At 67.7% G+C, this 21,324-nt stretch carries 11 protein-coding genes; 3 read left to right on the top strand and 8 right to left on the bottom strand.

The window, feature by feature from the left end; translation table 11 throughout:
* The first annotated feature begins 226 nt into the window (after positions 1 to 226).
* Positions 227 to 2,035: a GmrSD restriction endonuclease domain-containing protein gene (locus tag AC1P0E_RS07510; RefSeq protein WP_482741372.1), complete on the top strand. Its 1,809-nt coding sequence runs from the start codon at positions 227 to 229 to the stop codon at positions 2,033 to 2,035.
* 65 nt (positions 2,036 to 2,100) lie between these two features.
* Complete coding sequence (locus AC1P0E_RS07505; RefSeq protein WP_482741371.1) at positions 2,101 to 3,081, top strand: CBS domain-containing protein; 981 nt, start codon at positions 2,101 to 2,103, stop codon at positions 3,079 to 3,081.
* Here the strand turns inward: AC1P0E_RS07505 and pglZ are convergent.
* The 6 genes from pglZ to AC1P0E_RS07475 all read right to left on the bottom strand — a co-directional run bounded on the left by pglZ (position 3,074) and on the right by AC1P0E_RS07475 (position 11,923).
* Positions 3,074 to 5,959, bottom strand: a complete 2,886-nt coding sequence (gene pglZ, locus AC1P0E_RS07500; RefSeq protein WP_482741370.1) for a BREX-2 system phosphatase PglZ — start codon at positions 5,957 to 5,959, stop codon at positions 3,074 to 3,076. The two genes, AC1P0E_RS07505 and pglZ, sit on opposite strands and share 8 nt — an antisense overlap.
* 10 nt (positions 5,960 to 5,969) lie before the next feature.
* Positions 5,970 to 9,920, bottom strand: a complete 3,951-nt coding sequence (gene pglY / locus AC1P0E_RS07495) for a BREX-2 system ATPase PglY (RefSeq protein WP_482741369.1) — start codon at positions 9,918 to 9,920, stop codon at positions 5,970 to 5,972.
* A gap of 64 nt (positions 9,921 to 9,984) precedes the next feature.
* Entirely contained in the window at positions 9,985 to 10,455 is a 471-nt protein-coding gene (locus AC1P0E_RS07490) for a PIN domain-containing protein (RefSeq protein ID WP_482741368.1), read from the bottom strand.
* On the bottom strand, positions 10,445 to 10,714 hold the full coding sequence (locus AC1P0E_RS07485) for a type II toxin-antitoxin system Phd/YefM family antitoxin (RefSeq protein WP_482741367.1): 270 nt from the start codon (positions 10,712 to 10,714) through the stop codon (positions 10,445 to 10,447). The genes AC1P0E_RS07490 and AC1P0E_RS07485 overlap by 11 nt, the downstream gene beginning before the upstream one ends.
* Positions 10,715 to 10,838: 124 nt before the next feature.
* A complete protein-coding gene (locus AC1P0E_RS07480) occupies positions 10,839 to 11,042 on the bottom strand; it encodes a DUF397 domain-containing protein (protein WP_482741366.1) in 204 nt (67 codons plus the stop codon).
* Positions 11,039 to 11,923: a helix-turn-helix domain-containing protein gene (locus tag AC1P0E_RS07475; RefSeq protein ID WP_482741365.1), complete on the bottom strand. Its 885-nt coding sequence runs from the start codon at positions 11,921 to 11,923 to the stop codon at positions 11,039 to 11,041. The genes AC1P0E_RS07480 and AC1P0E_RS07475 overlap by 4 nt, the downstream gene beginning before the upstream one ends.
* Before the next feature lie 203 nt (positions 11,924 to 12,126).
* On the opposite strand from AC1P0E_RS07475, the gene AC1P0E_RS07470 reads away from it, so the two are divergent.
* Positions 12,127 to 12,777 (top strand): ATP-binding protein, encoded by a 651-nt coding sequence (locus tag AC1P0E_RS07470; protein ID WP_482741364.1) that lies wholly within the window; start codon positions 12,127 to 12,129, stop codon positions 12,775 to 12,777.
* Here AC1P0E_RS07470 and pglX read toward each other — a convergent pair whose 3' ends face one another.
* Both pglX and pglW read right to left on the bottom strand, forming a co-directional pair.
* Positions 12,778 to 16,539 carry a BREX-2 system adenine-specific DNA-methyltransferase PglX gene (gene pglX, locus AC1P0E_RS07465; protein ID WP_482741363.1) on the bottom strand — a complete coding sequence of 1,254 codons (3,762 nt, stop codon included), beginning with the start codon at positions 16,537 to 16,539 and terminating at the stop codon, positions 12,778 to 12,780. It abuts the gene before it with no gap.
* Positions 16,536 to 21,227 (bottom strand): BREX system serine/threonine kinase PglW, encoded by a 4,692-nt coding sequence (gene pglW / locus AC1P0E_RS07460; RefSeq protein ID WP_482741362.1) that lies wholly within the window; start codon positions 21,225 to 21,227, stop codon positions 16,536 to 16,538. The genes pglX and pglW overlap by 4 nt, the downstream gene beginning before the upstream one ends.
* Positions 21,228 to 21,324: the final 97 nt, after the last annotated feature.

Below are 21,324 nucleotides of genomic sequence, written 5' to 3'. Positions count from 1 at the left end.
GTGACATCACGCGCGGACAAGCAGCTGTCTGAAGCGGCAGAGACGAATCCGTCCGCCGCGATGTAGCAACTCGCTCTTTCGATCGGACGGCCTGCCTAGTCGGCCATGGATGGCTGGATCTGCTCGGTGTGCATAAGCGGAGGGGGAAGGATTCCTTGACGTTGGTGTGATCAAGTTGATCCAATCGGCGCAACACCGTTCAGGTCCAAGGGTGGGGAACACGCGCGTGGCGCTCGACAGTCCGAAGCTCAAAGAGGTCCTTCGGGACGTGGCATCGGGAGCCATACAACTCCCGGACTTCCAGCGGGACTGGAAGTGGGACGATGAGCGGATTCGAGCACTCATCGCGACCGTGACGCTCGACTATCCACTCGGTGTCGTGATGACGCTCGAGACAGGCGGCACCTCGCCGTTCAAGGCCCGAACGCTGACGGGTGCGGAGAGCGCCAGCGAAAGGACGCCCGATCTCCTACTGCTTGACGGTCAGCAGCGTCTCACCTCACTCTTCCAAGCTCTGCACCGCGACCGTCCTGTCCAAACGGTTGATGCCCGGGGCAAGGACCTGAAGCGCTGGTACTACATCGATATTGCCAAGGCAGTGGGATCGCCGGCGGACCGCGACGACGCAATCGTGTCCGTGCCGGAAGAGCGGGTGTTCAAGGCTGACTTCGCGCGCAGGGTGGTACTCGACCTGAGCACGACCGCACTGGAGTGCGCGGCCGGTTACTTTCCACTCCACATTGTCTTTGACCCTCAGCGGGTGAGCGCCTGGCAAAAAGCGTTCGTGGGCATGGACGAGGCGAACTGGGACCTGTGGTCACAGTTCGTGGAACAAGTGCTGAACCATGTGCAGTCGTTCCAGGTCCCGATGATCCGGCTCGCGGCCTCCACCACTATGGACGCCGTGTGTGCGGTATTCGAGCGAGTGAACACCGGGGGCGTGCCGCTGAACGTCTTCGAGCTGCTCACCGCCACGTATGCCGGCGACCGCAGCCATGTCGAGCAGTTCGGGGACTACTACAGGCTCCCCGTGGAGTGGCAGAGGATCAAGAAGGAACTGGCTGCCTCTTACCCGGTGTTCGGGCGCCTGGAGCAAGGCCTCGAGGATGGGCTGAGCAGCAGCGACTTCCTGCAGGCAGTCGCTCTGGTCCGCACCTGGGAACACAAGCAACAGGGTCTCCGTACCGCGGTTTCCTGCAAGCGCCGCGACCTTCTTGAGCTGCCGCTCGCCGATTTCCGCCGACTGGCCCCCCGCGTGGCCGAAGCCTTCGAGTGGGTGGGTGTGTTTCTTGAGCAGCAGTGCATCGTCCGCGCCGCCGACCTGCCCTACCGCACGCAGCTCGTACCGCTGGCGGCCGTACGCGCCATCCTGGGGGACGCGACCGAAGGGTTCAAGGGCGATGAGATCATCACTCAGTGGTACTGGTGCGGGGTGCTCGGCGAGATGTACGGGGGCTCGACCGAGAGTCGCTTCACCCGCGATGTGGAGCAGCTTGTCGGCTCGGTGCGCGGCGAAGACGGGTCGGTTCCCGATACGACCATGGAGGCTGCCTTCCTCTCCGACCGGCTGGACAGTCTGACCACCCGCAACAGCGCCGCCTACAAAGGGATTTACGCACTCCTCATTAGGCAGGGCGCGGTGGACTGGTACTTCAGTGAGGCACCCCTCAGTCCTGTGCGGCTGACTGAACACAATGTGGACGTACGGCAGATCTTCCCCAAGGGGTGGATCGCCAAGAGATCCCCGCGCCACAGCGTGCGCGCCAACTCGATCGTCAATAAGACCCCGTTGTCCTACCGTGCCAGCCGGAGCATGACCGGTTCGCCTCCCGCGTACCTGAAGTCGCTCGCGTTGGAGTCTGGTATGCGTCCGGAGTGGTTCGACGATGTAATCGCCACCCATCTCATCGACCCTTCCGCTCTGCACGAGGGCGACTTCGAACGCTTCTATGCCGACCGTTCCAAGCAGCTCCTGGAGCTCGTGAGGTCGGCCATGGGCAAGCGAACCGTCCTCCGCGACCCGTCGGATTGGTGAGCGGGACCATGTCAGAGTTGTCAATCGGGGAGCAGCTCCTCAAACTCAAGGGCACGAAGGTCCCCGTGCAGCAGCTCACCCTGCTGTTCGGAGTCCGCGTCCGCAACCCGCAGACCATCCCGGCCATCGACCGGGCGCTGAAGGATGCTGGACTCTCGACGGTGCCGTCGTTCGACACCTGCAGCCAGTGGGCCGAAGTCCATGTTGTGGCACGGGAATCTGTTGTCGCCGACGTCGTCGACGACGGCGAGGAAGCGGTAGCAGCAGAGGAGGAGCTGGCACCGGGGACGCTGCCTCAGCGCCCGCTCAGGATCGGAGACCTACAGGCAGCCCGCAGTGGGGTTGCCTCTGTCAGGTCCGACGACCAGCTGACGCAGGCGACGTATCTTATGCGCACCAACAACTACTCTCAGATTCCCGTCCTCGAAGACCAGTACACTCTGCGCGGCGTCGTCACCTGGAGTTCTGTGGCCCGGATGTACGAGACGGGGGCCGCGCCGGTGCTGGCGAACGCGATGCTGGAGGACATGCTGCCGGTCGCCGAAGTGCACCAGGACTTCTTCGCGTTGTTGCCGCAGGTCAGCGAGCACGGTTACCTGCTGGTCAGGGGTAACCACGGACGCTTCACTGGAATCGTGACCGCGGCGGACATCACCGAGCGGTTCGAGGCGACCGCCCGGCCCTTCTTCCTGGTTGGTGAAATCGAGTCCCGGCTGCGCAAGTGCCTGGGTACGGCGATCGGTGCCGAAGTCATCAAGACCGTACAACCCCGGAAGAAGCAGACCGGCTTGATCTCGGATCTGATGTTCGGCGACTACGTGACGCTGCTCAAGGGGGACCAGGGCAGCGCGGCGCTCTGTGCCCAGGCCGATCAGAACTGGCAGTCTCTCGGATGGACGGGCGTGGACCGCATCCAGTTCGTGAGCCAGCTAGACCGGGTGCGAGCCATCCGCAACAAGATCGCGCACTTCGATCCCGAGCCGCTGTCGGAGAAGCTCAGCGAGGAACTGCGCCAGTTCGCCAGGCTTCTCCGACAACTCACCTGAGCTTGAACTGCTCTTTCAGAAGCCCGGCGTTCAGTTTCAGCGTGCGGCCGTCAGGCAGGGACTCGAGCACCTGGACGCCGTCATGGTTCAGCACCTGGCGCAGTACGGCGGCGAAGCCGGCCGGATTCTGACCGGCGGGCAGGCCGATGCGCTGACCCAGCGCTGTCACCGGCAGAGTGCCGCCGGTCTCCAGGAGCGCGTGTACCGCCTTCTCCACCCGGGGAAGCGGTGGTTTGCGGGTGAGCAGATCCAGCTGGTTCAGGAAGATCTCCGAGGAGAGCAGTCGCCTCACCAAGTCATCGTCGGGGGACACGAGCTGCGGGGTGAGCAGGGCGCTCTCGGTGCTGGGCGCCAGGACCACGTCGAAGAGTGAGTCATGGCTGCTGGCGAACGCAGCATCCGCCTCAGCCTGCTTGGCAGTCTTCTTCTTCGGAGGGGCGGCGGCAGCGTCGGCCGGCCGACGCTCCGGCTGGTCGGCGGCAGAGGTCTGCGGGTGCAGCGACCACCAGGGCGGCTGCTGGCTGCCCAGCTCCCGCCAGCCCTTGGGCGGATTCGCGCCAAAAGGAAGAAAGGCCAGCACGGGGATGGCGAACTCGGCGACTGACGCGCCCCCATGGTGGCCCGCCTTCTGGGCGACGTAACGGGAGTCCGCGTCCCACAGGGCGACGATCTCGTCGCCGGTCTCCGGGGAGACGACCCTGGGTCCGTGCAGCGCGACCTCCGTCTCGGCGAGCGGGCCGCCCGGAGCCCTGTGCCGGGCGGACTGCATGCCGGGGGAGTCGACCTTGGCTCCGTGCCGGTCGATGATGTGCCCGTGGTCACTGGTGAGGATCACCGCGCGGCCCTGTGCCGCGGCTGACCGCATCAGTGCCTGCAGGCTCCCTATGTCGGAGAGCCGCCAGGCGCCGTCGCCGAGTTTCTGCTCCTTGGCGAGCCGGTCGTCGACAGTGTTGAGCACCACCGCGACGTGTGTACGGTCGTCGGCGAGCGCCTCCTGCAGGGCGGGCCCGAAGGTGTCGCCGCCACTCTCGCCGCGCAGATCGTCCTTGTGGAAGACCACGGCACTGTCCTCGCCCCAGAAACGGTGGGCAGGGAAGAGCCGTTTCTCGTCCGCCTGCGAGCCCTTCATGAGCCTGCCCGCGAACAGCGAGGTGCGCGACACCGCGGTGATCGTCGGCAGAGCGGCGGCCATTGCCCGCCGCTGCGGGGTGTCCTTGGTGCCGGGCAGCGGGTCGTACTCGGCCCAGTGCTCGCGCAGCTGCTCACCCAGTTCGGCGGCGATGGCCGCACTCATCCCGTCGAGGACGAGCAGCAGGATCCGGCGATCCCCGGTCTTTGCCAGCTTCCCGACGATGTTCGGCAGGAACGATTCCACGGTCAGCATCGAGCCGGGGGCGTTTCCGTTCGCCGTCCAGGTGGCGAGTGCGCGTGCGAAGGCCCGGTCGATCTCGCGCCGGTGCGTGCGTACCGTGGAGCACAGGGTGCCGTAGGCGGACTTCAGTACGGGATCGGGGTCGCCCCCGGCCTCGATGTGCTGTAGCGCCAGGTCCACCCAGCCGGTCTCGGCGATGTGCCGGCTGATCCCGGCCGCCACGGTCTCTGCCTCTTGCGCGGGAGAGGTCGCCAGCCACGCGATGAGCCGCTGAGCCATGCGCGCCCGCTCTATGCGAGTGCTGGAGTCGGCTTCCGGAGCGAGGCGGTGCCTGCCCAGCTCTTCCAACGTCTGTGCCGTCCGCTGTGGATCGCCGCCGGAGAGCGCCTGCCCGACGCTGGCGAACCGAGCTTCAAGTCCGGCTCTCAGTACGGGGCTTGTCTGTGCAGCCCGTTCCGCACCGAACTGCCGGCTCAGAGTGGCGGCCCGGTCCAGTGTGGAGCCCGTAAGCCGCCGCGCGAGCGCCGAAGCCTCCGCTTCAAGGGTGTTCCGCCCGGTCAGCAGCAGCCCGGAGACGAACTCCTCGCAGGACCGCCCGAAGGTGGCCACCAGAGCGTCCAGGGCCTCGCCGCGCGCGGGCGGCTCGTCGCCGAACCATCGCTCGGCGCGTCCGCGCGCCCGGTAGTTCTCGGCGTCCGCCCCCGCGTCGGCGTGCTCCCACAGTGCAGCGCACACCAGCCCGAACGCGACCGCGTCCGCCCCGTGTTCAGCATCCACCAGCGCCAGCAACGCCCGGCCGGTCAGACCGGTCTGGTCCTCCTCGGCGAGGAAGCGTGCGAGCCCGGAGCGCTCGGGCGCGCGAAGCGCGAGATGGCGATCCGGGCCGCCGGGTGTCAGCGACCATCGCAGCAGGGCGTGTACGTCGAGCCTGTCGCCCCCGGGCGGGGCAGTGTGCGGGTCGCGGTCAGGGTCGTACCGGCCGATGCCGAGCCTGCGGAGCGCCAGCGAGGTCAGGGCCTCGGGCCGGGACAGCAGCCCGCCGGCCAGCGGCGGCCAGCCGCCGGGCGGAGTGGCGTCAAGGAGAGCCTCAGCGGCCCAGTTCTCCTTCAGAAGCCGGTCGTCGGTGGAGCCCGCGCCGAACGCCTCGCGCACGACCTCCCAGATGTCCACGCTGTTGACTCGCTGCCTGTGCACCTTGGCCAGCAGATCGGGGCCGAGTTCAGCTTCCTCGCGGTCGGTGAGCACCACCAGTACCTCGGGCGTACGGGAGCCGGGGGCCAGATGTGCCAGAACCAGCTCGTGCACGGCGAGCGGTGAGGGCGCAGCAGCGACCAGAACCTGCCGCTCCCCGCCCCAGGTCAGCTCGGCCGGTCCCTCCCAGGAGGGCGCGGCACGCAGAAGCACTGCCCGGCGCTTGCCGGGGGTGAGGCCGGACTGTGAGGCCAGGTATTGGGTGATGGTGGCGGTGTTGAGCCGTACCGCACTGGTGATGGCTGCCGTACTCATTTCACGCGCCTCATTCGACTACCCGCCAGCTGATCTCAATCGTTGCGTCCGGTTCGGACTGCGCCAGCTCGGCGAGTTCCGTCCGGAGTTCGGCCAGCGCCTTTGATGCAGTGGTCCGGCCGCCGCCCGATCGCCGCGCGGGCCCGCCGAGGGGCATCCGGGTGGGCACGGCCGGGTGGCTCGTATCGGTGTTCAGGTTCACCGACTCAGGCGTGGTCAGCGGCGGCGAGGCTGATGGCGCGGGCGCTGGCTCGGTCTTCAGGGGAGTGGCGGCGGCCCTGCTGCGCTGGATGACGGAGACGATCCCGTCCCGCGCCTCCTGTAGTGCCTCCCGTAGGTTCTTGGTGAGCTGATCCGTGCCGGCCGCGCCGCGCAGCGCCTCCAGTACTGCCTCGCCCTGGGGCCCGTAGCCGGGGGCGAGTTTCAGCATGTCCCAGGCGGCGGTGGCCAGTGCCGAGGCGACCCGCTCGGCCTGCTTGATCGAGGCGCCGTAGCGGCTGGCCGAGACCGTACCGAGGTCGAAGGCGGCGAAGGCGGTGATGATCTGCTTGGCCGCGGCGGTACCGCCGGCAGCGCCCTGGTCGAGGCCGAGCAGCTCGTTGAGCAGGTCGAGCGATCGCCGGGCGATGGCGAGCCTGCCGGCCTCGTCCGTCCCGTCCAGGGCGAGCAGTACGGAGTGTTTCTCCAGCTCCCGTACAAGATCGGCCGCGTGCGGCTGGAAGGCGCGGGCCTTGCCCGTGATCATCCGGGCGAACTGACTGACCATCCGGCCCCGACGCAGCTTCGGCGGCTGTTCGCCGAAGATCTCCCAGTACCGCTTCCCGGCCTCCTCCCAATCCGTCTCCTCCGGCAGCGGCTGGGCGCGCAGCGCGTCGCCCTGCTTGACGGCGGAGGGCTCGGGAGCCGGGTCTAGTACTGATCCGGCCCGCACCCACACGCGGTCGTCCAGCTCCGCGTAGGAAGCGATGACGAGGTTGGCGAGGAAGGGCTCCAGACCCATCGGCTCGGGCCGGTCCAGCCATTCGGTGAGCCGTACGACGCTCCGGTCGCCGGTGACGCCCTCACCCCGGGCCTGCAGACCGAAGTGGTCCACCCAGCGGGTGGAGAGCCGGAAGTACGCCTCCTTCTGCTGGCCCAGGCCCAGCGGCGCGGCGATCCGGCGCATCGCGGTCCGGTCCTTGGCGGGGATCTCGGCCTGCCGGTCGGGGGCCTCGCTCGCGGTCCGTACGTGTGCGAAGACGGTCCGCGCATCGGCGGGCTTCACGGCGGTCTTGGTGTCGTCCGGGTCGAGGTCCGGGTGGGCCGGGTACTGGTGGGCGAGCAGCTTGCCCGCCACATGCCTGGCGGCGTCCCGCAGCGGCTGCCCGATGGAGACGCGGAGTTCGGGCACGTCGGGCAATGCCTCGAAGTGGTCGTCGAAGGACACGTCCACATCGCTGGCCAGCTTGTCCGCGCAGCCGTACGCCTGCTTGAACGCGGCCTTCACGGTCTTGGTGAGCTGTTCGCGCTGCCCTTCGAGCAGCGCCTTGGCCCGGGCCCGGTTGTCGGCGTTGAGGTGGGCGGCGTACTGAGTGTCGAAGCGCCGGTCGTCGGCGAGCGCGTAGTCGATGGTGACCAGGCGCTCGAAGTCGCGGTAGCGGGAGACCGAGAGATGGGTGGGGATCCAGCCCACGGTGCGCGGCCGTTCGCCGGGCAGTTCACGCATCGCGCGCATCCGGTTGGCGTCCTCGCGGGGGCCGTACTCGCCCTCGTCGTAGGGCAGGTCGATGATGAGCCGCCACAGGCCGTCCTGGCTGGGGGCGAACTCGTGGTCGGGCAGGTCGTCGTCGTCGGCGATGTTGCCGAAGACGACTTCCAGAGTCCGGTTCGAGCCGCGCCAGACGAGCCTGAGGTCGTCGGCGCCCATCCGGTCCTGGAGATCCACGCCCAGCTCCTCGGCGAGGAGGCGCTTGGCGAGAGTGCGGCGGTTGTGGCTGTTGTTGTTGACGTTGGCGTTGGCGATGACGGAGTCCACGTCCACGCCGGCCAGTTCGAGCCGTACACCGGGATTGGCGTCGGTGCCGGTCTTCTTGATCTCGGCGAAGCGGGACGCCCACTCGCCGACCTTGCCCGTGATGACTCCGACATCGGCACCGGGGATCGGGGTGATGACCGAGCCGTGGTTCAGTGCGGCGAGCCGACGGATCGTCAGGTCGCGCAGGGCGGGCACGCTGGGCGCGAGCGCGGACAGCAGCAGCGTGCACATCAGCCGGTTGTCGCCGGTGAAGGCGGTGCACCGCTGTGCGAGCTGCTGGTCGGTGATGGCCCCGCGCCGGTGGCGGTAGCGCTCGATGTCCTCCTCGGTGATCTCGTACACGCCGAGGAGGTACGGCCGCAGCTTGGTCCGGTACAGCTTGTCCGCCGCCTGGAACTCCACCTTCAGGGTGTCCACGAACGGCCTGTCACCGCCGTCCGCGATGACCGGGTAGAGGTCGCCGAGCGGGATCAACTGCTCAAGCGTTGCGTCGTCCCGGTGGTTGGCGAGCAGCTGTCCCATCAGCTTCAGACCGGTCCGGGAGCGCTGCAGCGCGGAGGAGATGTGGACCAGGGTGTCCATGAAGGCGGGCGAGAAGGGGTACGTCAGCCGGAAGGATTCCTCATCGGCGCCGGTGGTCCCCTCGTCCGACCCGAGCAGTACGTCCCAGACTCGCGGCCCGACCCGCTTGATCTTCGCGAACGCGGCGTTCAGCTTGACTGCGGCCTCGTCGTCCTTCGGCTTCAGCAGCCGGGCGTGAGCGATCTGCGGGAGATTGCGGTCCTCCAGCGTGATCTTGTCGAAGCGGCCGGAGGCCAGGTTGAGGCTGTCCTGGATCGCGGTCTCGGCGGCCCCCGAGGTCTCCTCGCCGACCAGTTCGCGCAGGTCGCGCTGGCGGGCGATGAAGGACACGATCGGGATGGCACGGCGAGAGTCCGCGCCCTCGACAAAGTTGGTGATCTTGTCGGCTTCGCGGGAGACGAACTTCTGGTCGTGGATGTGGTTGGCGAGCCAGAGGATGAGCTCGTCCATGAACAGGATCAGCCCGTCGTAGCCGAGCGACTTGGCGTGCTCGGCGATGACGCCGAGGCCGGCGTCCAGGGAGATGAACCCGTGCTCATCCTCGGCGGCGTTCTTGGCGAACCCGGGGAACCAGGTGGCGCTCGCGTCGTGCACCAGCTTGGCGCGCAGCTCAGGAGGGGTGCTTGGGTTGACCAGGTTGAGGTTGACCTCGCCGCCGTCCAGCTCCTCCGCGGCGAGCGCGGTGTCGAGCAGCGCCGGGGTCCAGGCGAACGGCTCGCCCCACTCGTCGTCGTCTTCGTCATCGACGGTGGTGGTGGCTGCGGTGCCCTCGGCTCCGCTGAGCCCTTCGATGAACTTCTCGTCGCCCATCCGGTAGCGATGGGACCGGATGTCTTCGAAGAGCGAGTCGGTGCGGTACACCTGCGGGGTGGGCGCCTCGGGGTGCAGGGCCTTGACATGGCTGACGTATCCGCCGAGGACCCGCTGCTCCAGGGACTTCGCCCCGAGCACGTGATACGGCACGAGCAGGAACCGCCGGCACTCCGAGATCAGCCACTCGTGCTTGGCAAGGACCGAGTCGAATTCAGTACGGGAGCGGGCCGTCTGGTCGCCCCTGAGCAGGGCGTGCAGTACGGCCATGAAGTGCGACTTACCGGAACCGAACGAGCCGTGCAGATACGCGGCCTTCGATGTGTGCCCGTCCAGCGAGGCCTTGATCAGGCCGAGGGCCTCGTCAAAGTTTTCGAGGAGCCGCTCGGTGACGACGTAGTCCTTGAGTGCACGGGCCGCGCCTTCGTCGGTCACCGCCTCGGCGAGCTTCAGAACGAAGTCGGAGGTGGAGATGGACGGCTTGATGTCGATGACATCGCGGAGGAGGGGGGCCGGGGGCGCGGTGGTGGCCATGGTCTGCTGCTTCCGTTCCATTCTCTTTGCCGTCGTACAAGGGTACGAGGCGCTGGGGGGCGGGGAGGAGGGCGATCCGCCCGGGTCACCGGTCGTGGAGCACCTTGGGGCGCGTCACCGGGACCACGGTGAGGAGGTCGTCCAGTCCCTTGAAGGCAGCAGGGTTGGTGGTGAACAGCGGTAGCCCCTCGGCGACGGCGATGGCCGCGATCATCAGGTCCGCGATCCGTCGCGGGGGCTTGCGTCCTGAGGTGATGAGGCCGGCGCAGACCCTGCCGTAGATACGGGCGGCCTCCGCGCCGAAGGGGATCGGATCGAACTCGTTCTCCGCGCGCTGGAGCACGTCGAGCCTGCGGGCCCGCTCGGTGTGCTCGTCGTAGTCGGACTGCTCCTCGTTCCTGCGAACCTCGTGCGGTCCTGCGGACAGCTCGGCAAGCGTGATGGCACTGATCGCCATCTCGGCCGGCAGCTCTGCGGGGTCCACCCACCGGCGCAGGATCATGATGTTGGTGTCGAGTAGGCCCTGCGGGTGTTCCACCAGCTCTTCAACGGGCATGAGGGGCGTCCGTCTCCTGCTCGGCTGTCCGGTCCTGGTCCGCGCGGAACGCGTCCAGCGAGATGTCGGAAGCGGTACGCGACATCGCCGCGAACTCTCCGCGAGAGACGAACCGCCTGCGGCGCCGCAGTGGGATCAGCTCGCCGATTTGGTGCCCGTCGCGGGTAACGGTGAACGACTGACCGCCCTGGACGGCATCCATGATCTCTTTGGACCTGTTGCGGAGGTCGCGCTGGGTGATCTCAGGCTGTGCGGTCATAAGCCCACGCTATCGCGGGTTGTGCCGCACTGTGCTACTTAGTGGCACGGCCTGTCCGGGACTCCACGTTTTCCGCCAGCGGTCGGCAGCCTTTGAACGCAGCGGGCGCGTGCGGCAACCCGCCTCAGCGGAGCTGAGTGACGAATGCGCGCCAGGCGTCGCGACTGACGCCGATCACAGGGCCGGCGGGGCGCTTGCTGTCGCGGACGGGGACGACGTGGGGAATGTTGTCGGCCACCTCAACGCATTCGTTGTTGCCGCCGCTGTACGTGCTGCTGCGCCACCTCGCGCCTGACAGGTCTGGCGTGCCGTGGTGTGCGCTCTTCATGGTCTGTGCTCCTTGGCCCTGCGATGGATGACGGCACGGGATTCCACCGGCGAGAGCGCGGACGTGCGTGCGGCGTCGAACAGGTCCTGGTATCGGGCGACTTCCTCTTCCCGCTCCAGCCACATGGAACCGGTCGGATTGTCCGCCAGCACCACGTCGAGCGCCCCCTCCTCGGCGAATCCCAACACTACGTACGGGCCGAACATACTCGCATGGGCTCCACGGGAGAACGGCAGTACCTGGATGGTCACGTTGGGGTTCTCGGAGGCGGTCAGCAAGTGGTGTAGCTGCGTGTTCATGATCTGTGCTCCGCCGACCTGTTGGAGGAGTACGGCTTCTGACAGGACGACCCAGAGGTGCAGGTGCGAGCCGTCCGCGAGGCGTTCCTGGCGGGCGAGGCGTACCTGGACGAACCTCTCGATCTCGTCTGCGGTCTGCCACTGCCGAGAGGCTACGGTGACGGCCCGGATGTAGTCCGGGGTCTGAAGCAAGCCGGGGACAAGCTGCGCCTGGAACGTGCGGATCGATCCGGCCATGGCTTCCAGTGCGATGTAGTCGCGATACGTGTCGGCGAGGACGGATCCGTACTGGTTCCACCATCCTTCCCTGCGACGGCGGTTCGCCTTTCGAGCCAGTGCGCTAAGTCGACCCTTGAGGTCTGGGTCCGACACCTCGTAAGCGTGCAACATCGCTGTTAGGTCGGGGAGTCGGACTGCCACCCGGCCGTTCTCAATCCGGCTGATCTTGCCCTTGGTGCAGTCGATGGCCTCGGCTGCTTGGGTGGTTGTTAACCCTGACGCCTCGCGCAACCGGCGCAACTCGTCGCCAAGTTGGCGGCCGAGGACGGTTGATGGGTTCGGGGTGGCGCTGTTAGTAGGCATGCCAACACCTTCTAGCAGAGCAGCGGCCGTAGCGGACCGAGATTAACTCGAAATGGGGAACATTGGGTTGGATCTAATCGGCAACGTTGCAGATTCGCGCGGTGCGTGCGCATCCTGCTGGCCGTGGATATCGGCATCCCCGGGCTCAACTGCGCCTCTGACCAAGGGGATTCCGGCCGAACATCAACCCTCTGGGGGATGCCATGGCTGCAGAGAACGAAGTTACCTTCCGGCTGGCACGGCGCCGCAGCAGCGTTCCCAGAGCGCGGGCGCTGCTGCATGCAGTGCTCGGTGGCTGGGGTGCAGATCAAGCTCTCGTGGATGACGCGGAGTTGGCGCTCTCAGAGCTGGTGACCAACGCGCTGCGGGTGCGGGTGCCGAAGGACCGGCTGGTCGGGGTGCGGATTGTGCGCCAGGTGGAAGACGGACTCCTGCGGCTGGAGGTGAGCGACGCGGGGGCGGGTACGCCTGAGGTGCGGGCACCGGGCGAGGGTGAGACGCACGGGCGCGGGCTGCTGCTCGTCGAGGCGGTGGCTCACGAGTGGGGTGTCCAGGAGCGTGAGTGCGGAATCGGCAAGACGGTGTGGGCGACGTTGAAGGCCCCGGACTTCGTGGTCGCGCCCGCCGAAGTGGAGGTTGCGGCGGTCACGGTCCGGGTTGGGCAGTCCGTACGGGTGTGGGGAGTGTGGCGCACGGTCCGCAGCGTGCGGGGGGAGCGGTACGCCTCGGGCGGGCTCGCGGTCGTACTCGGGCTCGACGAGGGGCCGGGATTGCGGGTGCCCGCCGCCGAGCCGCTGACCGTACGGGACGGTGCGTGCCCCTCTCCGGAGGGGGAGGGGCACGCACCGGGGTGATCAGCTTCCGGCCGGCTTCCGGCCGCGACGGGCGGCCGAGGCGGGCAGCCAGGCGCGCAGGTCGTCGTCGGTCAAGCCGTGCTCGCCCTGGATCTGCGAGCGGTAACCGGCGAAGAAGTCCGCGGGGGAGCCGCCGTACAGCGGATCGAACTCGCCATGCCACTGGGTGAGCCAGGGCTGGATTTCCAGCAGGCCCCCCAGGAGCGGGGTCAACTCTTCGGAGGAGAGCCCCTCGTGGTTGGTGAAGTACGTGGTCAGCGCCTGCGCCTGCTCCCGATGATCCCAGCCCGCCCAGCCGAACAGGTCGGGGGTGCCGGAGATTGCGCCAGTGGCATAGGAAATGAACCGCTCCTTCGGCACGTCGAGCTTGCCTCGGGCTCGCCAGTACGACGTCTTGAGGAAGTCGGCGGAGGTGTACTTCGGCGGGACGGGGATCGTGTCACGGATCTTTCGCTTGGCCGGCTCGTCTGGGGCGGCGTCCTCCTGGCGCTGGAGGTCCCAGACGTGCTCCCAGTCGGCGCGCTTCTTCAGGCCGGTGGGCTTGTAGCGCAGGGCGGGGAGGAAGGGCACGTGCTCGTCGGCGAGGAGGTCGGCGACGACGGTCGCGAGCTCCTTGCGGGGCGCGTAGATGGCAGCGACGGACACGAAGTTTTCGTCGCGCGAGAGTGCGTCGGTGAGCTGTGCGCGGGTGAGGAGGGTGGGCTGCTCGCCCTGGAACCACAGCTCGCGCGCCTCGATCTGGTCCAGCAGCCAGGAACGGAGGGCGCGGTCCCGGAGTGCGTCCCAACCTTCGGTTGCCCAGCGGCGTTTGTACTCGGGGCGCTCCATCATACCGATGGCGCGGGACGACTCGATCGCCTCGATCCGCTTCTGGACGGTGGCACTGTAAGCGTCCGACCAGTGCGCGGGCAGTTCGGTGATAGGCGTGGACCCGTGCCTCTTGAACCACTCGGTGGAGGCTTCGCCTTGTTCAACTCTACGCGCCAGTACGATTTCGAATGCCCGCTCCCCAAGGGCGAGTTCGGGTACTTCGATATCGGGCGAACGCAGGTCTTCGCCGTGCAGGTTGTAGAGCGAGTACACCTGCCAGTCCAGCTCCTCCTGGAGTGCGATCATCCGGGCCCGGGTGGACTTCCACTTGGAGTAGGCGTCGCGTAGAGACGTGGCGGTGAGAGTGTCGGTGGCGGCGAGGGCGGAAGGGCTAACGTTTGCTAGCTCCTCGGCGAGGGTGCCGAGACTGGAGCCGAGGGCGGTGGGGTTCTCGACAGGGAGGGGGAACTCCTTCAGCTTGGTTCCGGTAAATTCGTAGCGCTCCTCCCATGCCTCGTCCTGCATTCCACGCCCGTTGCCGCCGCCCGCTTTTGGCTGGCTTACCTGTTTGAGCCAAAAACATGCAGTGGAGCTGTTGAGGATCCCTAGTGTCCCCATTATCGTTGCGAAGGGCCCCTCATTGAGTGTGACAACCGTTGCTGCTTGGGAGTAGATTTCTTCCGCATTTCGCAGAAGGAAATGCTGGTGAGTTGAGACTAGGGTAAATACAAGCAGATTCTTGGTCGTATAGCGTCGAGGTGAGAAGGAGGAATACCCGTACCATGCGAGCCCTCGCTCTTCCTGTGTGCCAGAGAGAGACTTTCTCACGCGCAGTAGCGACTTGGAAGGCCAGAGAGCCTTCAGCTCCTGCAAGCTGAGCTCTCGATGCTCGCCAGAAGGGCCGTATGGAAAAATCACCTCTGCGGACCCTTGGGGAGCCCAGTCGCGAATATCGAACCCTTCGACCATGCGTCGGGTTAGTTCCTCAGGGAGGCCCGCGCGCCTTATTGCTCCACGTGTAATGTACGCGTCATCTTCCCGGGTGTTTAGCATATTACCCGAGTCGGCGACGAATTGTTTAAATGGTCTCGAGTTCCTGGTGAACTCGAGCTGGTCGCGCAATTCGGATGCGCCGCCGCCAGTAAGGCTCCATGGGTGCTTGGACAACTTGACTCGAGGCGTGTCTGCGGAGCTTACCCATTCGCTCTCCGAGCCGGGATTGTCGACTTGGTTGGTAATCGCTCGCCAGACATGGCCATGCGCAGGATCCGTGGGGAACCCTGGCTCTCCTCGCACGCCCATCACTGTTCGGACGGTCGTCGAGCGCCCATACTTATTACGTCGCCCAATGAGGATTACTGTCGGAGTTCCGTGGCCCGGGATGTAGGCCCCTGAGGTATCAATAACCTCCGTAAGCTCGATTGAATTTGCGAAGAACTCATCAATTAGTTTCTTTCCGAACTCTCGCTTCATGAAGCCGTTCGAGGTGATCTGTCCGACTCTTCCGGATTCGCTGCCGTCTACTTTTCCTGTTTTGGCTAGTTGGAAGAATCGTTCAGCGAACGGGACTGAAAGTTGATACTGTCTCGCGCACGATTTGTACAGCTCCTTGTACAAATCGTTTAGGCTCTTGTCCTTGACTGTGATGTACGGCGGGTTCCCCACCACCACGTCGTACCGCCCGGGATCCAGAATCCCTTTGTGTTCATGCCTGTCTTCCGTCGCGTACGCGAACTCCACCAGCGGGTCTCCCGACTCCTCGCCGATGAGCTCCAGCTCAAGCTGTCGGTCCTTGATGAGCGAGTCGCCCACCGCCAAGTGGACTGGCCAGTCGTACTTGTTAGCCTCCGCCAGCGTGCGTACGTTCGCCGCCGCCATCGCAGCCATCAGCAGCCGGAATCGAGCCACAGCCACCGCGAACGGGTTTACGTCCACCCCATGCACCGAGTCGAGCGCCGCCCGTACTCGCTCGTGCAGCTCTTTCCCCGGCTGCTTCTCCGCCCACAACCGCACCATCCGCCGGAACGCGCCCAGCACGAAGTGTCCCGACCCGCATGTCGGGTCGATCATTCTCAGTTCGCCGAACCGGCCGCCCAGCTCCCGTACCGCCGGGTTCATCGTCCGATTGAGGATGAACTCCTCGACAAACTCCGGGGTTTGGAGCAGCGCGTACATCTGCCTCGCTGTCTCCGACAGGTCCTGGTATAGGTCGCCCAGGAATCGCGTGTCCCAGCCCTCCGTGCCGTCCGCGTTCAGCGGGTCGGTGAAATCGTGGACAAGGACGCCCGCTTCGTCCCGCTCGCGCCAGAAGTCGATGATCGCCCGCGCTCCGTCGTGCGACAGCGGGATCTGATACAGAGGGTTGTGCCGCCGGTCGAAGAGCAGCTTCCCGGCCTGGCCCGCGCCCAGCTCCGAGAACGCCCGTTCCAGCCAGCCCCGGTAGGTCGGATCCGCGTCCTCGTCGACGTACTGTGCATACCGGGCTTCCGCGAGGTCCCGGCGCTCAGGCTCCGCGCCAGCCAGATACGGCTCCGGAATGAGCCGGTTGTCCTCGCAGAACCGCACGAACACCGTGCCAAGGACCCACGCCACCGCGACCTGGTTGACGCGGCCAGACACCTTGGGAGCCCCGTACAGCCAGGAGTTCCAGGTCTCCCCTGTGCGACCGAGCTTGAAAGCCAGGTCGTACTCGGCCCGCAGCCGCCCCGCGACCGCCTCTGCCACCCGGACGCGGTCCGCGCGTTCCTCCGACGCCTCGGCCAGCAGCGCCTCGAGCCAGGGACCCCACACCGGTGCGGCCTCCGGCGTCTCGGCGGCCTTACGCGCCTTCTCGTACTCCGCGCGCAGCGGCTTGAGAACCGCCTCGCCGGCCTTGACCTGATTGCCGAGGTCCACCTCGACCGCCTTGACCTGCTTGATCAGGTCCACCAGCAGTGCCTTGCGGTCGATCACGTCGCCACATCTCCAGTTGTCGTTACAGCCATTTCGCCGGCCCGGTGGGCATTCGTCACCCAGGAGTCCGGCAGCACAATCCACTCGCCAAGCCCCGCCTGGTACGGCACAGCCGTCGTCCCCAGCCGCGGCGGCCGCGCAGGGTCGCTCTGCGGGCACAGCAGCCACAGCCCGCGCCCGCCGCCCCGCGCCTGCTCGGCCAGCCGGTCCAGCACGCCCATCGCGTCATACCGCGCGAACGCACCCGCGTCCGTCAGGACCACCGGCATTCGGGGACCCGGGCCCCCCGCCGACAGCAGTGCGCTCACCCGGGGCTCCAGCACACCCCACGCCGTCCGCGCGTACTCGGCGAACTTCATCGCCGCCTTCGACCCGGGCTCCGCTACATCCGCCCGCAGGATCGTCTCCCAGGTCGGCTTGGGCCGCGGGTCCACCTGTTCGTGCATCGCCCGCAGGAACAGGTCGGTCACCGACACCGCCTCGCCGTCGAAGCGTTCGCCCGTCAACTCCCGTACGGCATCCTGCGCACGCCCCGTCCGTACCGTCAGTATCCGGAAGCCGTCCCGTCGCGCCGAGCCGACCAGCCGCTCCTCCGCGGCCACCGCGCCCGCGAGCTGCGGGTCGTCGGAGTAGCGGGTCGCGGGGGCGACGCCGGTCATCTGCCGGCGGGCGCCCGAGGACAGATAGCTGGAGCCGCCGTCCATCTGGCGCGGCAGATACCGCTGCGTACGGGTGGTCTCCCGGGTCGACAGCTCCAGGTCGAATCCGGCCTTCTGGAGCGCCTTGGTCAGTGCGCCGCCCGTGGGCAACGCATGTCCGCCGCGTGCGTCCAGGATCTCTGGGAAGCGCGCCCGCACCCGCTCGTGCACCTCGCTGCCCGTCAGCCCCGGCTGGTGCACCTCCGCCAGCCCGGGGACCAGCCGTACCAGCCCCGCCTGGGTCAGGCGCAGAGCCCGAACCAGAGAGAGATTGCGCGGGTAGATCTCAAGTCGAGGCGTGGCGGCGGCATTTCGGGAGGCAGCCGCAGCCACCTCGACCAGCCGCCGCTCGTCCCACTCCACGACCCCGCTCGGCGCGGGAATCGCCGTGAGCTCGCCGAGTACGGTCGCGGCGGTCGGCAGCGTCTCCAGCTTCGCCAGCCGGTCCGCAGCCCGGCCCAGCTTCTGGGCGTACGTGAGCAGGCCGGGCGCCGACGGGGTGTCCGGGGCGTCGCCGTCGCCGACCTCCAGCGCGAGCAGGCCCGCGCCCATGCCCTCGTCGGCCGCGTCACGGTTGGCCGTATGCTGGAACGGGGCGTCCTCCGGGGCGAGTTGTTCCACCTCCACCACCGCCCGCACTGCGGCCAGTGCCAGGGCTCGGCGCTGTTCCCGCTCCTGGAGGCGCGTGCCGCGCCGTACAGCCAGCGCGTCCGCGATCTCCGCCGCCGAAGCGACCCGGCCGAGATCCCGCAGCAGCTCCAGGATCTCGGAGCGCAGAGCCTGCACGGCCGGCAGCTTCTTCCAGCGAGTGCGCTGCGTCTTCAGCATCTGCGGGATCCGGCCCGCCGACAGGTGCAGCTTGTCCGCGACGTCCTTCTGCTTCGGCCAGACCCCGATCTCGGGTAGGACGCCCTGCCCGTTCGGCAGGCGCAGCAGCAGGCGCACCATCTCGCACTCGTTGTGGTTCCCGCCCTCTTTCCTCAACTCCGGTACGAACAGCGTCGCGAGGGCGTCCAGGCTGAGCGACTGCAACGCTCGCTCGGGCAGCGCGCCCACGCTGCCTTCCGCCACCATCGCGTCGGTGAGCGCGACCTCCGCCGCCGACAGTTCCTCCTTCGCGGCCTTGCGGCCCTCCGCGGTGAGCGGAGCGGCGGGCTGCTCGGACAGTTGCTGCCGCCACTGCTTGATACGGCTCAGGACGTCCTTGCGGGTCCTGGCGCCCAGGCCGGGCGCGTTGACGAGCTGCCGCTGGCTGTAGTCGAGCAGCTCGCCGACCGTGTTCACTCGAAGCCCGTACACGAACGACTCCGCGGCCGGGCTCAAACCCGATGCCGAGATGGGTGTCGTACGGACCGCCTCCGCCGCCTGCCGGTCGCGCTGCTGCTCGGCAGTCTCCTCCTCGGCCTCGGCGATCACCGCGCCCGTGGCCTCGGCCGCCTCGTCCTGAGCCGCAGCGGCCGCCACCGCTGCTCCGTTCCGGGAGCGGCGCGAGGACGGCTTCGCCTCGTCCATCGCGAGGAAGATCTTCTTCCAGGCGTCACGCATCGGCTTCAGGTCACTGAAACGCTGAGCCGCGTCCCGGTGCAGGGCCTTCTTGAAGAACGCGATCAGGCCGTCGCGGACCGCCGGGTCGAACGCCTCGGCCGCGATAGTCGGATACGGCTCCTTCTCCGCGTCCGTCTGTCGCGGCGACACCTTGCCGCCGCCCCACACCGGCAGCTCCCGCGAGGCCATCTCGTGCAAGGTGACGGCGACGGCGTACCGCTCGGCATGGGCGTCGTACACAGACCGGTCGGTGAGGGTGCCGATGAAGGGATCCAAGTAGCCGTCCGTGCCGGCCGCGGTCTCCTTCACCGGATAGCCCGCCAGCGAGAAGTCGATCAGGACCAGCTCGCGGGTGCGGTTCGGGCGGATGCGGATCGCGATGTTGTCCGGCTTGATGTCGCGGTGCCACACCCCCTCGCCCTCAAGGAAGTCCACTGCGCCGAACAGATAGTCGCCGTACGCCTCCAGTTGGTCCACCGACAGCCGGCCGGAATCCCGCAGCTGACGGGCGACCGTCTCCTCACGGCGCTTGCGCTTAGGGGCGCCGGGCGCGGAGGGGGTGGCGTCGGCCTCGCGCTCGTCGCCGACGTACTCCATGATCAGGACCGTGCGGGGCCCGATCCGCTGCGGCTCCGGCTCGATGAGCCGGATGATCCGGGAATCGGCGCGCAGCCGCCCCATCACCTCGGCTTCGCGGGCCAACACCTCGCCCCGGCTGTCCGACAGTGCGACCTTCAGCACCGCGAACCTCTTGGAGGGGGGTGCCTTCGGGTCGGCCTGAAGGTCGCGTACCAGGAACGCCCGGCTCGTCGAACCGGTGCCCAGCCGCCGCCTGACCTCCCAGCGGCCCACCAGCACATCGCCCGCGACCGCCTCCAGGGGGTCTTTCTCAGGGGCGGCCAGACGCGGAGCCGGTGCGGCGGCAGGGGAGGGGGCCGGGGCAGGGGTCGGGGGTGCGGTCAGCGTCTCCTCGACGACTTCGAGCATCTCCAGGAACTCGCCCACCGAGGACAGCCGCTGCTCCGGCTTGAAGGCGGTCGCGGCCTGCACCAGGTCGTCGATGTCCTCCGACAGCCCGTCCACCAGCGCGCTCGGCCGCAGCCCCTCACCCGCCTCATAGCGAGCGAGCAGCTCCGCCTGGCTGGCGGCCGGAGCCTGCCCGGTCGCGAGCAGATAAGCCAGCACTCCCAGGCCGTACACGTCCAGCGCCACCGGATCGGCCTTCAGCGCGGTCAGCTCCGGTGCCAGATACGGGTCCGCGCCCTCGGCGAGATGCGCCCCGGCCCGCGAGAAGGAGGTCGGTGCGAAACGCTCCCTGCCGCCCTGCGCGCCGTGCTCGGAACTGCGCTGCACCGCGACCTGCCAGTCCGAGATCTGCAGGTGCGGAGTGAGCCAGCCGGCCTCGTCGCTGTCCGAGCCCGCCGCGCGGCTCCGGCCGCGCGGCATCACATGGATCGCCCGCGCGGCCAGCGTGCGGTGATAGATCCGCCGGCTGTGCGCCGAGCGCACCGTCTCCGCGAGCTGGCGCACCAGCGCCGTGCGGGCGAGGATGTCCAGCTTCTCGCCGTACTGGACCAGGTACTCGTCCAGCCGCAGCGTCCGCGGATCGTAATCGAAGATCAGCGAGGGGCCTGCCGAGTGCCCGGACGGGTCGTACTGCTTCAGCTGTACGACACCGGGGTGCCGGAAATGCCGCAGCACCGCCGCCTCGCGCCGCGCCGCCCGCTCCACCGAGGCACGCAGCCCCGCGTCGGAACCGCGCTCGCGCAGATACACGCGGATGCGGGCCGCCTCCGGCAGCTCGCTGTGGTGGGCCAGGTAGTCCGCCCAGGTAGGGCCCGAGTCGAAGGACTTCCGGTGCAGCAGATACGGGCCGACCTTGTACTCGGCGTCGCTGCGAGCGATGCCGACCCGCTCCAGCGCCACCTTGATCGCGCGCGACTTCGTGGCGTCGATCCGGCGCCGCTCGTCGCGCGGAGGCTCCTGGAGCATGTCGAGGAGCTGCTTGACGGTGTGGACGCCGTGCTGGTCGTGGGCGGGCAGGCGGTTCTTCAGCGAGGAGTCGGTGAAGCACACCGCCTCCGACACCCACACCCGCTCGCCGTTCTGCGCCAGCAGCCCGGCCAGTTCCTTGGCTTTCTTGTTTGCCAGGTGGAGGGGGTTGCCGTGGGAGATCTGCCGCCCACTGGGCTGGGTCTGCAGCCAGCCGCCGTTACGGGACTCGACCGAACCGTGCCAGTCCTTCAGCTCGACCAGGTGCACCCCGCCGGGCGAGACGACCAGCAGGTCCACTTCGCGGACGTGGCCGGAGTGCGCGGTGAAGGTGAAGTTCGACCAGGCCCGCCACGGCTCAGTGCCCGGCAGTTCCCTGCGGATGGCTTCCAGGCCCCGGCGCTCGTGCTCGAATTCGGAATCGGTGACCGTCGTCCACCGGCCGTCCTGCATGTCGCCGTCCCCGCTTCGTCCGATCCGCGCTGATCGCCGCTGCTCAGAGCGGCAAAAACCCCCAGGTCTGATCGTAACGGGTACGGGTGAGCTGCGG

Source organism: Streptomyces sp. TRD_SC_5, assembly GCF_056836825.1.
This window is presented reverse-complemented; position numbering and strand designations above follow the sequence as displayed.